At 61.1% G+C, this 12,464-nt stretch carries 12 protein-coding genes and 1 riboswitch; of the genes, 4 read left to right on the forward strand and 8 right to left on the reverse strand.

The window, feature by feature from the left end; genetic code table 11:
• The first annotated feature begins 292 nt into the window (after window positions 1–292).
• Together motB and H7B90_RS20615 are read left to right on the forward strand one after the other, a co-directional pair.
• The gene (gene motB / locus H7B90_RS20610) at window positions 293–1,141 is read left to right on the forward strand and encodes a flagellar motor protein MotB (RefSeq protein ID WP_185137778.1); all 849 of its coding nucleotides are present in this window, start codon (window positions 293–295) and stop codon (window positions 1,139–1,141) included.
• A 308-nt stretch (window positions 1,142–1,449) separates the two neighbouring features.
• Window positions 1,450–3,366, forward strand: a complete 1,917-nt coding sequence (locus H7B90_RS20615) for an ATP-binding protein (RefSeq protein WP_185137779.1) — start codon at window positions 1,450–1,452, stop codon at window positions 3,364–3,366.
• On the opposite strand, the gene H7B90_RS20620 is transcribed toward H7B90_RS20615, so the two are convergent.
• From H7B90_RS20620 to H7B90_RS20635, 4 genes are all read right to left on the reverse strand, one after another.
• Window positions 3,343–3,582, reverse strand: coding sequence for an NHLP leader peptide family RiPP precursor (locus tag H7B90_RS20620; protein WP_185137780.1), 240 nt, complete (start codon window positions 3,580–3,582; stop codon window positions 3,343–3,345). The genes H7B90_RS20615 and H7B90_RS20620 overlap by 24 nt on opposite strands.
• 72 nt (window positions 3,583–3,654) lie before the next feature.
• Window positions 3,655–4,605 (reverse strand): thymidylate synthase family protein, encoded by a 951-nt coding sequence (locus H7B90_RS20625; protein ID WP_185137781.1) that lies wholly within the window; start codon window positions 4,603–4,605, stop codon window positions 3,655–3,657.
• Window positions 4,606–4,803: 198 nt separating this feature from the next.
• Window positions 4,804–6,087, reverse strand: a complete 1,284-nt coding sequence (locus tag H7B90_RS20630) for a nucleobase:cation symporter-2 family protein (protein ID WP_185137782.1) — start codon at window positions 6,085–6,087, stop codon at window positions 4,804–4,806.
• Between the two features lie 4 nt (window positions 6,088–6,091).
• Window positions 6,092–6,700, reverse strand: coding sequence for a xanthine phosphoribosyltransferase (locus tag H7B90_RS20635; RefSeq protein ID WP_185137783.1), 609 nt, complete (start codon window positions 6,698–6,700; stop codon window positions 6,092–6,094).
• A 180-nt stretch (window positions 6,701–6,880) separates the two neighbouring features.
• Window positions 6,881–6,985, reverse strand: a riboswitch (purine riboswitch).
• Between the two features lie 179 nt (window positions 6,986–7,164).
• Here H7B90_RS20635 and H7B90_RS20640 point away from each other — a divergent pair.
• Window positions 7,165–9,081 (forward strand): ATP-binding protein, encoded by a 1,917-nt coding sequence (locus H7B90_RS20640; RefSeq protein ID WP_185137784.1) that lies wholly within the window; start codon window positions 7,165–7,167, stop codon window positions 9,079–9,081.
• Here H7B90_RS20640 and H7B90_RS20645 read toward each other — a convergent pair.
• The 4 genes from H7B90_RS20645 to H7B90_RS20660 all read right to left on the reverse strand — a co-directional run bounded on the left by H7B90_RS20645 (window position 9,055) and on the right by H7B90_RS20660 (window position 11,518).
• Window positions 9,055–9,300, reverse strand: coding sequence for an NHLP leader peptide family RiPP precursor (locus tag H7B90_RS20645; RefSeq protein WP_373315961.1), 246 nt, complete (start codon window positions 9,298–9,300; stop codon window positions 9,055–9,057). The genes H7B90_RS20640 and H7B90_RS20645 overlap by 27 nt on opposite strands.
• A 175-nt stretch (window positions 9,301–9,475) precedes the next feature.
• Entirely contained in the window at window positions 9,476–9,844 is a 369-nt protein-coding gene (locus H7B90_RS20650) for a DUF4180 domain-containing protein (protein ID WP_185137785.1), read from the reverse strand.
• Window positions 9,845–9,956: 112 nt separating this feature from the next.
• Entirely contained in the window at window positions 9,957–10,499 is a 543-nt protein-coding gene (locus tag H7B90_RS20655) for a DinB family protein (protein ID WP_185137786.1), read from the reverse strand.
• A gap of 68 nt (window positions 10,500–10,567) precedes the next feature.
• Window positions 10,568–11,518: a helix-turn-helix transcriptional regulator gene (locus H7B90_RS20660; RefSeq protein WP_185137787.1), complete on the reverse strand. Its 951-nt coding sequence runs from the start codon at window positions 11,516–11,518 to the stop codon at window positions 10,568–10,570.
• Between the two features lie 200 nt (window positions 11,519–11,718).
• Here H7B90_RS20660 and H7B90_RS20665 point away from each other — a divergent pair, with 200 nt between their 5' ends.
• Window positions 11,719–12,459 (forward strand): SDR family NAD(P)-dependent oxidoreductase, encoded by a 741-nt coding sequence (locus H7B90_RS20665; protein WP_185137788.1) that lies wholly within the window; start codon window positions 11,719–11,721, stop codon window positions 12,457–12,459.
• Window positions 12,460–12,464: the final 5 nt, after the last annotated feature.

Here is a 12,464-nt window from a genome sequence, read left to right on the forward strand (position 1 = left end):
GATGAATTTCTCGACTCATTTTACTTCATAATCTACTAGAATACAAGAAGAGAGGCCGGCCGCCGGACGGCGGACAAGCCTTGCGCGGACGCGGTTCGCGCCGGTTCGGAGGGGTCTCGTCCGGACGGTTTTTTGCGATTTTCCGCTCGATCGCTCTAATGCTTCGGCGGCCTTCTGACGATAAACCTTCTATAAGTGCCGATAGAGAAGAGGCTCGGTCGCGAACGGACGATCGCCGCCCCGGAGAAGGTTGGACGCGGGCGGCCGGCGCCGAGCGAGGAGGATACGAATCGTGAAGAGAAAACATGGGCATAACGATCATGAGGAACACGCGGACGAGTCTTGGCTGCTCCCCTATTCCGACTTGATGACGCTGCTGCTCGCCCTGTTCATCGTGCTGTACGCGGCCAGCGCCGTCAATACCTCGAAGCTGGAGCAGCTGAGCAAGGCGTTCAACAGCGTGTTCAACAACGGGTTCGGCCTTCTGGACCATTCGTCCATCACGGAAGACCAGCAGGTGAACAAGCGGACGGACGACACGCAGAACCGCAGGGACGACGGAACGAAGCGGCTCGAGCTGATGAAGCAGGAAGAACAGAATCTGGAGAAGGTCAAGAAGCAGCTCGACGAATATATTAAGAAGAACGGGCTGTCCTCCTCGCTGGAGACGCAGCTGAACCAATCCCAGCTGATGATCACGATCCGGGACAACGCGCTGTTCCTGCCGGCGTCGGCTTCGATCAAGCCGGAGGCGCGGAAGCTCGCGGTGGCGATCGGCCAGATGCTGCAGCAGTACCCCGATTACGAAGTGCTCGTCACCGGGCATACGGACAACGTGCCGATCAACACGGAGGAGTTCCCGTCCAACTGGGAGCTCAGCTCCAAGCGGGCGATCAACTTCATGCGCATTCTGCTGGAGAACAAGGCGTTCGATCCGAAGCGCTTCAGCGCCACCGGCTACGGGGAATACCATCCGGTGGACACGAACGACACCGCCGAAGGCCGGGCGCGCAATCGCCGGGTGGAAGTGTCCATTCTCCGCAAGTATACGGACAAGTCGGTCGAAGGCAGCTCGATCGCGGTCGTCGACGACGCCGTCGCCGCTGCGAACAAGGCCGCGACGGACAAGGCCTCCAATTGATGGAGGCCCGAGCCCAAGCCTGGACAGCAGGACCGCAGCAACTTATGCAATAGTGAGCAATGGACCCGCGAACAGTAGAAAAGCGAACATAGAACGACGAGAGAGCAGAGCGCATCTGCTCTCTTTTTTATGGACCAAAACCCCGTCCAGCATGCCTTCTCAAGCTCCCATTTTGGCATTTCAGTAAATTAGAGGAAAATAATTAGACAGATCAAACAGGAGATTGTAAAATCTTGTAGAATTCCATCTTTTATTGTGTACATTGATTAATTCCAGCCGAGACGTGCAGGGATACTATGAGGTGGATGATGAGGTTCGCGTATGGCCCGTTGACGGCGAAGGTTCTGGCCGTTCTTCTTCTGTTAGTTGCGCTGCTCCCGCCGCTCGCGGGCGCCGAGAGCGGCCCGAGCGTCATTCGGGAATGGGAAGCGCAGTGGATATCCGAGGATTCGCCTGCCGACGGCTCCTCGCCGGCTTCCGGGAATTGGATCGCCGGCGGCGTCGACCATCCCGTCACGGCGAAGCCGAAGGGCGCGCGGGGCATCCGGATCCGCTTCGCCGCTCCGCCGACCTCCGGCTGGCAGCGGCCGGGCCTGCTCGTGGACCGGTTGTACGGGCTGGATCTGGCCGTCTACCAGAACGGCCGGCTCCTCTACGAAGCCGACCGCGAATTCGCGTTCGATCTGAACAAGCTGCTCGTGCCGATCGAGCCGACGTCCGAACCGTCGAGCTTCGAGATCCGCATCCTGACGTCCGGCGACCGCGCCGGGCTGCTCGGCGCCGTCCGGGTCGGCGACATCGACGAGCTGTCCGGCCGGTTCGTCTCCAAGGATATGCCCGACCTGCTGCTCGGGACCGCCATCGTCTTCCTGGCGTTGATCATGCTGCTGTGCTCCCGCTACCTGCACCGGAAGCAGCGGAGCTCGTGGGTGTCCCTCTGCCTGATCGCCTTGACGATGGGGATGCTGATTCTTACCTATTCCCCGCTGCCCTATATCTACTTCAAGGAATTCGGGGAGCTGCTGCTCGTCCTGTTCGACCTGTCCCTGTTCGTGCTGATCCCGGCCTTCAGCTATTACATCGACCAGATCTTCGAGCGCCAATTCCCCGTCTTCACGAAGTTCCGCCGATGGCAGACGGGCTATTCCGCTCTGTGCATCGCCGCGTTGTTCGTCTACAAGGCGTCGGGCGAACAGTATTATGAATTCTACTACATCCTGCTCAATGTCATCATGAGCGCCCTGATCGTGCTGCAGCTGCTTCTGGTCGTCGTCCTGTCCACCCTTCACGCCCTCAAGGGCAATCGCAACGCCGTGTTCCTGTCCGCCGGCATTCTCTCGTTCGCGGTGCTCGGAATCACGGACCTGGCCCTGTATTACTTCAGCCGGAAGACGTATGTACTGTTCCTGTGGAAGATCGGGTTCGTCGTCCTCGTCGCCTTCCTCGTCGTCATTCTGGCGAGACGCGTGTCGGCCGACTACGCCAAGCTCGTCAATTATTCCAGGGAGCTCGAGCTCTACAACCACAACCTTCAGCGGACGGAGAAAATGCAGATCATCAGCGACCTGGCGGCCTCCGTCGCTCATGAGGTGCGCAATCCCCTGCAGGTGACGCGGGGATTCCTGCAATTGCTCGCCGGCCGCTCCGACGAGGCGAGCAAGCCGTATTTCGATCTGGCGGCCAAGGAGCTGGACCGGGCCGCCGATATCATCACCGATTTTCTCACGTTCGCCAAGCCCGAGATCGACGGCCTTCACCTGCTCGACATGTCGAAGGAACTGCGGAACATCGAGGCGATGATCACCCCCTTGGCGTCCATGCACGGCGGGGTGCTCCACGTCGACGTCCAGGAGGGACTCTACTTCCTCGGCAACTCTTCCAAGCTGAAGCAAGCGCTCATCAACATCGTGAAGAACAGCATCGAGGCGATCGGAGCGGACGGCCGAATCGCGATTCTGGGCACGGCCGAACAAGGGGATGTCGTCGTCCGGATCGCCGACAACGGCGTCGGCATGGACGAAGAGCAGATGGCCAAGCTGGGGATCCCGTTCTTCTCGACCAAGTCCAAGGGGACCGGACTCGGCCTGATGGTCACGTTCCGGATTATCGAGGTGATGAAGGGAACGATTCACTTCGTCAGCGCCAAAGGAAAAGGAACCGAAGTGACGATTCGGTTCCCCTTAGCGAATAACAATGAAACTCTACCAGACGAAGTTCCGGTTTGACCGATCGTCGGCGACGTCTTCCGGTTTGGGAGGCAGCGTCAGGTAGAAGACGTATTTGCTCTCTTCAACCACTCTGAGCTCGACATCCTCGGGAATCTCGTCGCCGAACGCTTCCTTGATCGCCTTCTTCGGCTCCGCCAGGAGTTGGCTCTTGAATGCGGGTTCCGCCCAAGCCTTCTTCATCACCTGTACCTTCAAAGAATCCAAAGCTGTCATGAGTCTCATCCCTTCTATTAGGTGGTTGAATTACAATTAGATCATACCATACCATTTCCTAAAAATCTCTCACTATTTTTCTTTTTTAGACAAAATATAGGATAAGCCGCCTCCAAGCGCCAGCCGGACGACCGTCTCCTCCGCCTCTTCGGCGTCCCGGCGCAATCCTTCGTAGATTTTGTCGCAGAAAATCAGAAGAACGCCGGGCACGCCTTCAAGCTCCCGCAGCCGTTCCCCGTACGTCCGGACGATGCCGGCCAGCTCTCCGACCGCGTCCGCCTGATAGACGGCCCGCTTCACGGCGCGCTCGTCCAGGGGCTGCCCCTCCGGCCAGGCCAGCTTCTCGCGGGCGAGCGTCAGGAACGCGTTGCGGTTCTCGTCCGCCAGATCCTCGCGCCAATCGGCCCAGTCGTCCGACAGCTGAAGCGTCGCCAGCACGAGGTCGAGAGCCTCCTCCAGGACGGGCAGGCGATCCTCCCGGCCGGCCATCGACAACATTCCCGCGGCGCACAGCTTCACCAAGGCGGACTTGCCGGCCAGTCCCGACGGATCGCGGGGATCGGCCGGGCTCGCCCCTTCCCGGGAGACCGCCGTGGCCCACGCCGCCAGATATTCGCGGTAATAAGGCCAGAGAGGCGCTTCGGTACCGAACCGGCGGCCGTAATACCGCTGGAACGAATCCTGAAGCCATTGGCCGAGAACGAGCGCCTCCGTCACCTTCGCCCGGCCCAAGCGATCCCCTTCGTCCATGACGTCGTCCAGGAGGAAGAACTGCAGCATCGCGAACACGTTCCCGACGGCGAGGTCCTTGCACAAGCCTTCGTCCGCCGAAGCGGACTCCTTCAGCCAGAACGGCAGAAGGAACGTGATCAGATTCGTGCCCGCGTTCGCCCGCAGAGGGTTCGCGGCCTCGAGCAGCGCCTGCCCCTTCTCGTCGAACGGAGCCGGGAATCGGCCGATCTCCTCCGCCGCCTCGGCGAAGACGGCCTCGATCTCCTTCGCGTAAGCTTCCGTCAAGTTCATGGGCGAATCCTCCCGCATCTTGTCTTATTAGCTCTATTATAACGGGAAATGCTAGAGTTGGAAGGATCATCCTAACCATGAATGCAGGGGGGCCGTCTCCGTCTCCAAATAATAAAAGGCCGAGCGGATTCGCATCCGTTCAGCCTTAGCCGGTTCCATGTCATCCTATAATCGATAGCCCGATAGCCGTCCTTCAGCTCAGCCTTCCGAGCCAGGCGCGGCCCGTCCCTTCCCCGACTGGAGCAGGTTCAGCAGAATCGCGGTCAGCGACCCGGTGACGATGCCGTTCTGGAGCAGCATCTTGGCGAAGTCGGGCAGCCGGTCGAACATGCCGGGCAGCACGGCCGAACCGAGACCGACGGCGATGGACGACGCGACGATCAGCATATTGCCGTCCTTGCGCAGGTCGACTTCGGACAGGATCGAGATGCCCGAAGAAGCGACGGAGCCGAACATGACGATCATCGCCCCGCCCAGCACGGCGTTCGGAATGACCGTCGTGACCGCCGCGAGCTTCGGCAGCAGGCCCAGGATGACCATGATGCCGCCCGCGGCGAAGATGACGTCCCTGGACTTCACCCGGGTCAGCGAGATCAAGCCGACGTTCTGCGAGAAGGCCGTGTACGGGAACGCGTTGAAAATCCCGCCCAGCATAATCGCGAGTCCTTCCGAGCGCAAGCCGTTCACGATCTGCCTGGACTCGACTTGCTGGTCCGTCGCCTTGCCGACCGCGAGGTACACGCCGGTCGATTCGACCATGCTGACGATGTTGACGATGATCATCGTGACGACCGCCGTCACGGCGAACTGGGGCGCCCCGAAGTAGAACGGCTGCGCGACGCTCACCCACTTCGCCTCGCCGACCGACGAGAAGTCCACGATTCCCATCGCGTAGCCGGCGACCGTGCCGGCCGCGAGGCCGATCAATACGGAGATGGAGCGCAGGAACCCCTTGCCCAGCCGGTTCACGATCAGAATGACGACGAACGTGCCGAACGCGAGCAGCAGGTTGCGGGGCTCGCCGAAGTCGGCGCTGCCCTGGCCGCCCGCCGCGTTGTTCATCGCGACCGGAATGAGCGACAGCCCGATGACCGTCACGACCGAGCCGGTCACGATCTTCGGGAAGAACCGCAGCAGCCTGCCGTACAGCGGAGCCGCCAGAACGACGAACAGCCCGGACAGAATAATCGCCCCGTACGCGGTCGCCAGATTCGAGCTGGACGCGATCGCGATAATCGAGCCGACCGCCGTGAACGTGCAGCCGAGCACGACGGGCAGCCGGCTGCCCAGATACTTCGTGCCCAGCACCTGCAGCAGGGTGGCCAGACCGCAAGTGAACAGATCGGCCGCGATCAGATACGCCATCTGCGCGGCGTTCAGCTTCAGCGCCCCGCCGACGATAAGCGGCACGACGACGGCCCCCGCGTACATCGCCAGCACGTGCTGCAATCCTAACGCTGCGACTCTTGGTTTGCTCAGCATCTTTTTACACCGGCTCCTTGATTCGTGGATTGGAACTCCCGTTGTCCGCGAAGCGGACGTCGCCGGGCGACATCGAGACGATCCGGGCCAGGGAATGAACCCGTACGCCCTTCTCCTCCAGCAGCCCGCGTCCTTCCTGGAAGCTCTTCTCGATGACGCATCCGACGCCCGCGAGCTCCGCTCCGGCTTCCCGCACGATGTCGACCAGCCCGACCAGCGCCGCGCCCGTGGCGAGGAAGTCGTCCACGATCAACACTTTATCGCTTGGTCCTAAGTATTGCTGCGCGACGCACACTTGATACTCCTCGCCTCTGGTGAACGAACGGACGGGGGCGGAATATACCTTGTCCGCAAGCGTGACCGCCTTCTTCTTCTTCGCGTAGACGAACGGCACGCCCAGGGCGATGCCCGTCGCCATCGCGAATTGGATGCCGCTGGCCTCGATCGTCAGCACCTTCGTCACGGGCTTGTCCGCGAAGATCCGCGCGAACTCCCGTCCGATCTCCAGCGCGAGAGCCGTATCCACCTGATGGTTGAGGAAGGAGTCGACCTTCAGCACCGTATCCGACAGAATGCGGCCCTCCCGGCGTATGCGTTCTTGCAGAATTTCCATTTTCACTACCGCTCCCTATCTCATCATGGATCGAAAATAAAAAAACGAACCTCCCTTGAGCCGCGTTCCTCAAGTGAAGCTCGTCCCTTCCGCCGCGCATTCTTGGCGAATGCGCATGGGGAACCGCATCGAATCGGCTATCGCGAATCGCGGGCGCGGATTCTCGGCTGCGGATTCTCGGATGCGTTCGCTCTCACTCATAGTCGGATAATTGCGTTGGTTATCCGGTAGAAACTTCTTGGGCCATATCCCCAAAATTATATGAGTCGTCCTGAATGATTCCTAGTAATCGTACACAGCCTGTCCCGGCGTTTCAAGAGGAAAATTCTATGGCCGGAATTCCTCGCCGTCCGGCGATCCTAGATCCGGACGACTAGATGGACGTAGAAATTTACAACATTTACAGGAGATTGGCGAACGTTGTCGAATGTATAAGGTTGACCCTTTTTGACCTGAGGTGAACGATGAAGCCGGTACGCTTGCTTCTGCTCATATCCCTGGCATGCGCCGGGTTGTGCTCGCTCCTGACCCTGTGGCCGGGCTTCCGCGTCTATGCCGACGCGGGCGATAAAACCTTGAAGAACTGGCAGGTGATGTGGATCGGCCCGAAGGAGGCCGCGCTCGCATCCCCTCCGGCGGAGGGTAGCTGGCTGACCAGTACCCCGGAGCGTCCACTGACGGCGATTCCGGAAGGATCCGCCGGCATGTGGGTCCATCTCGTCGTGCCTCCGACGTCCGGGTGGCAGATTCCGGGGTTGCTCGCGGACCGCCTGTACGGGCTCGACATCGCGGTCTACGAAGGGACCCGCCTTCTGTACGAGTCGAAGCGCGACTTCATGTTCGAGCGCAACAAGCTGCTCCTGCCCCTGGATTCGAGCGAGGAACCGGCCGATCTGTACATCCGCATTCTGTCGGTGAAGCAGGCCGGGCCGGCCGAGGCGATCCGGATCGGGGAATACGAGCCGTTGTCCCAGCGCTTCGTACGCGAGGGCTTGCCGGACTTCCTGTTCGGGACGGCCATCGCGTTCCTCGGCCTGATCATGTCGGTATGCTCCGGCTATCTGAACCGGCGCCAGCGCGGCTCGTGGGTATCGCTCTGCCTGATCGCCCTCTCGACGGGCATTCTGATCGCCGCCTATTCGCAGCCGCCTTATCTGTATTTCGAGGAGTACGGGAATCTGTTCCTGTTCCTCTTCGACCTGTCTCTCGTCGTTCTGTTCCCGGCGCTGAACGCTTACGTGGGCCGGGTGTTCGACGGGAGATTCCCGCTGTACGTCAAGTTCTCGAAGCTGCAGGCCGGTTATTCGGCGTTCTGCCTGCCGGTCATCGCCTGGCATTATACGACCGGGGAACGGAACTTCGCGCTCTACGACTTCTTCACCAATACGGTGCTGGGCCCGCTGGTTCTGCTCCAGATGCTTCTGATCGTCGTGCTCGCGGTCGTCTATGCCGTCAGGGGCAGCAAGGATTCGCTTATTCTGACGGCCGGCATCTTCTCGCTGGCGCTGTCGGGGGCGCTCGACCTGACCTTCTTCTACCTCAGCGAGGAACGGTACGTGCTGATCCTGTGGAAGATCGGCGTCGCCCTGATGATTTTCTCTCTCGTGATCATCCTGGCGAGACGAATCTCCGCCGACTATTCGAAGCTGGTGAGCCACTCGAGGGAGCTGGAGATGTACAACCATCGGCTGCAGCGAACGGAGAAAATGAAGATTATAAGCGACCTGGCCGCGTCCGTCGCCCATGAAGTCCGCAACCCGCTCCAGGTGACCCGCGGCTTCCTGCAGCTGCTCGCCCAGAAGTCGGACAGCGCCAACGAGCGCTATTACCATATGGCGATCAACGAGCTGGACCGGGCGTCGACGATCATTACCGACTTCCTGACCTTCGCCAAGCCGGAGCTGGACACGGTCGAACGGATCAACCTGTCCGAAGAGATGAACCAGGTCGTGACGATCATCCATCCGCTCGCGGCCATGCACGGCGGAGACCTCCATATCGAGATCGAAGAGAACCTCTATATCGAGGGCAACGCCTCCAAGTTCAAGCAGGCGGTCATTAATATTCTGAAAAACAGCATCGAAGCCTTGCCTCCGGACGGAAGAATCGAGATCGAAGCTTATGCCGGGGAACGGGAAGTCACGATCCGAATCGCGGATAACGGGGAGGGGATGGAGGAGGAGCAGCTCGCCAGGCTCGGGGAGCCCTTCTTCTCGACGAAGACGAAGGGAACCGGGCTCGGCTTGATGGTTACGTTCCGGATCATCGAGGCGATGAAGGGAACCTTGGAGTTCCGGAGCGAGGTGGGCAAGGGAACCGAAGCGATCGTTCGGTTCCCTCTCGCGGAAGAGAACTTAGTTCCAGACCGAATTCGTGCTTGACTTGGCGTTGGCCGCGTCTTCCGGGTTCGGCGGCACGACGAGGTACAGATTGTCGGGCGTCTCCTCGACCGCCGTAACGGCGATGCCGGAGGGGACGTCGATGCCGAGCTCCGACTTGATGGCGCTCTTCGGATCCGCCAAGAGCGCTTCCTTGAACGCCGGGTCGCTCCAGGCCTTCTTGATCAGTTGCAGCTTCAAGCTCTCCAAATCCAGCGACATGCTCACACAACCTTTCCAATGATTGACATTCTATCCTCCCTATCATAGCATGTACTAGTCCTTATAGACTACCTTTTTTTCTGCATGGTTCGACGCCATATTCGGACTTCCGGCATAGCAAACAGGCCGACGACGGATGTCGTTCGGCCTGTTCTCTCCCGTGCGCCTTCTCGAGTCAAGGAAGCCGGTGCAGCGCGTCCAATGCCGACTCCTCGTCCGGCAGGAAGAACGCGTTCTTGCCTTGATTGCTCTCGTATATGAAGTCCTTCAAGCTCTTGCTCCCATAGCCGCCGAAGTCGCCGACGATCGCGAGCTTCGTCTGGTAAGTGGCGAACTTCTGCAGAATCTCTCCGGCGAGCCGGGTACTCAGATCGAAGAAGGCTTCGGCGACGTTGCTCTTCGGGATCAAGATCTTCTCGCAGCCCTCGTTATACTGAACGGATGCCAATAAATCCAGGGCGTCTTGGACGTCGCCGATGACGATCGAGTCGCTCTCGACGATCGCGACTTTGGAGCTTCCCCTCTGATCTACCTTGATTCTCATGCTCATTCTCCTTCCGGGTCTTCAAGCCGACTCCGTCTGAAGGCGGACTTCTCCATATTCTAACAGAATCCCCTCGGACTTCCGAGCCCGGCCCGGAACGATCCCGGCGGAATCAGGCGCCGATTCCGAACGCCGTCTTCAAGCGGCCCAATTGCAGCTTGTGGTGACGATAATGCATCTCGACGAGCCGGAACCACTCCTGGGCATTCAGCGCCCCTAACCGGGGATGGGCGACCGCAAGGCTCAAGTCGGCTTCCCCCAAGCCCGGTTCGATCTCGTTCGCGAGCCGCAGAACCTCCAGCAAGCCTCGGGCCAGCTCCTCCTTCCCGGCCGGCTGCTCCGGCGTATATTGGGGCGACGGGGGAACCCGGACCCGTTCGGGAGGGAAGCTTCCCAACGCCATAATCGCCTTCCCCGCCTCGGTCTTCTCCCCGCCCCGGACGACGCCGTCCTCGCCATCCGGATGAAGGCAGCGTCGAACGTTGCCCAGATGCATTCTCATAGCCGATTGGATCAAGTGCGCGTACATCTGGCCGATCGACCAGTCCTCCTCGTTCGGCTTGCGCAGAAGCTGCTCCGTCGTGAGGCCGTCCAGTTCGTTCAGGTAGAAGCGAACCGTCTCTTCGAATCGCGCGGCGATCTCCTTCGTATCCATGCCGTATCGTCTCCTTTATGTTCGCGGATATGACTCCACTATACGGCATCGCTCCTGACAGCTGTCTGTCAGTAGCGTCGGCGCCACTTCTCGATTTCTTCACGAATTCGCTCCCGGAGGGATTCCGGCTCCAGCACGACGACGTCCGCTCCCCAGCCGAGAATCCACCCCAGCAGCTCCTCCGGCCGCCTGACGCGGCAGGTGACGAGCAGGCCATCCTCGCGCTCTTCGACCGACTCCATGTAGAAGGTGCCCTTCTCCTTCAACCGATCGGCGAGGCCGGGGTCGGCGAGAAGGCGAACGCGGACGTTCCGGTCGTCCGGGGCCGCGTAGCCTTGCATGTCGAAGCCGTCGGGCAGCCGGAACCTCTCCTCCAGCGTCGTCAGCTCGTCCATCCGGGATAAGCGGAAGTGCCGGATCTCCCGCCGCAGCTCGCAATAGCCGACCAGCATCCAGAAGCCCTGCGTCAGGACGAGTCCGTACGGAGAGACGACGCGGACGCTCTGCCGGCCGCCGCCGCCCGGACCGGCCATGCCTGCCGAATAGCGGAATCTCACCTTCCGCCCTTCCAGAATCGCGCCCCGCAGCGCTTCGAGCCGCCGCTTCTCCTCGGGGCCGGCCCCCGTCTCTTCGTCCGCGATGAGCCGGATCGCCGAACGCGCCCGCTCCGCGTCCTTGCGCACGCCGTCCGGCAGAATCGCCTCGATCTTCCCGCGCGCGCCGCGGGCCCGCTGCCCGTACGCGCTGTCGAACTTCTTCTCCACGAAGTCCGTGCCGACGAGAAGAGCGACCGCCTCCTCCGCCGTGAAGCTGACCGGGGGCAGGAAGTACCCTTCCATCAAGGAGTAGCCCCATCCGGGGGCTCCCAGAATCGGAACCCCCGATTCGCTGAGCGCCTGGATATCCCGGTAGATCGTCCGCGTGCTCGTCTCGAACGTCGCCGCCAGATCCTCCGCGCGCAGCGTTCCCTTGCGCTGCAGCTCCAGCACGATGGCCAGCATGCGGTCCGTCTTGTTCATGTTCGCCGACTCCTCTTCGCTTGCCTCTATTCCGTTACTCGCATTATAAGCCTAGAAGAGGTTCGGTCCAAGGGAGATGGCCGTCCGGTCCTCGCTCCGGATTCACTTCAACTGAAGCCAGGGTTCAGAACCTTTGATGCTCCCGCTGGAGAATTCCGGGTTACAATCGGAATAGCCTTCGACAAGGAGATGGGGAGAAAATGGATTGGACGAACCGTGTTGCCATCGTAACCGGAGGAGGAACGGGGATCGGCCGGGCGACGAGTCTCGCGCTGGCCGAGAGAGGAGCCGCCGTCGCCGTGAACTACTCGCGCTCCGCGCGGGAGGCGGAGGAGACGGCGAAGCTCATTCGGGACCGGGGAGGACGCGCCGTCGCGGTTCGCGCGGACGTCTCCCGGGACGAGGAGGTCCGGGCGATGGCGGATCGGGTCGCGGACGAGTTCGGGTCCATCGGCCTGCTCGTGAACAACGCCGGCATCACCCGGCACATCCCGATGAACGATCTGGAAGCGGCGACGGAGGAAGTGTGGGACGAGCTTCTGGACGTGAACGTGAAGGGAATGTTCTTCTGCGCGCGGGCCGTCGCTCCGTACATGAAGCGGAGCGGCGGCGGCTCGATCGTCAATCTCGGCAGCATCGCCGGGACGACGGGGCTCGGCTCCTCGCTGCCTTACGCCGTCGCGAAGGCGGCGGTTCACGGGCTGACCCGGTCGCTCGCGAAGGCGCTCTCCCCGGATATCCGGGTCAACTGCGTCGTTCCGGGCGCCGTCGCGACCCGATGGTGGGAAGGGCGGGAAGAGCAGATGAAGAAGCTCGCGCCGAAGCTGCTGCTGCAGCGGATCGCCGAGCCCGAGGACATCGCCCGGCTGATCTGCGCCGCGCTGGAGCAGGAAGCGATGACCGGGCAGCTGATTACGGTGGACAGCGGACAGACCTTGTAGGGAGA

This window comes from Cohnella xylanilytica, from assembly GCF_014212175.1.
GTDB lineage: Bacteria > Bacillota > Bacilli > Paenibacillales > Paenibacillaceae > Cohnella > Cohnella xylanilytica.

Coding starts and splice junctions, on each gene's coding strand:
- H7B90_RS20650 (WP_185137785.1), bottom strand. CDS start 9,844: ATGAGAATCAAGGTAGATCAGAGGGGAAGCTCCAAAGTCGCGATCGTC.
- H7B90_RS20630 (WP_185137782.1), bottom strand. CDS start 6,087: ATGCTGAGCAAACCAAGAGTCGCAGCGTTAGGATTGCAGCACGTGCTG.
- H7B90_RS20655 (WP_185137786.1), bottom strand. CDS start 10,499: ATGGATACGAAGGAGATCGCCGCGCGATTCGAAGAGACGGTTCGCTTC.
- H7B90_RS20635 (WP_185137783.1), bottom strand. CDS start 6,700: ATGGAAATTCTGCAAGAACGCATACGCCGGGAGGGCCGCATTCTGTCG.
- H7B90_RS20660 (WP_185137787.1), bottom strand. CDS start 11,518: ATGAACAAGACGGACCGCATGCTGGCCATCGTGCTGGAGCTGCAGCGC.
- H7B90_RS20645 (WP_373315961.1), bottom strand. CDS start 9,300: ATGTCGCTGGATTTGGAGAGCTTGAAGCTGCAACTGATCAAGAAGGCC.
- H7B90_RS20615 (WP_185137779.1), top strand. CDS start 1,450: ATGAGGTTCGCGTATGGCCCGTTGACGGCGAAGGTTCTGGCCGTTCTT.
- H7B90_RS20665 (WP_185137788.1), top strand. CDS start 11,719: ATGGATTGGACGAACCGTGTTGCCATCGTAACCGGAGGAGGAACGGGG.
- H7B90_RS20625 (WP_185137781.1), bottom strand. CDS start 4,605: ATGAACTTGACGGAAGCTTACGCGAAGGAGATCGAGGCCGTCTTCGCC.
- H7B90_RS20640 (WP_185137784.1), top strand. CDS start 7,165: ATGAAGCCGGTACGCTTGCTTCTGCTCATATCCCTGGCATGCGCCGGG.
- H7B90_RS20620 (WP_185137780.1), bottom strand. CDS start 3,582: ATGACAGCTTTGGATTCTTTGAAGGTACAGGTGATGAAGAAGGCTTGG.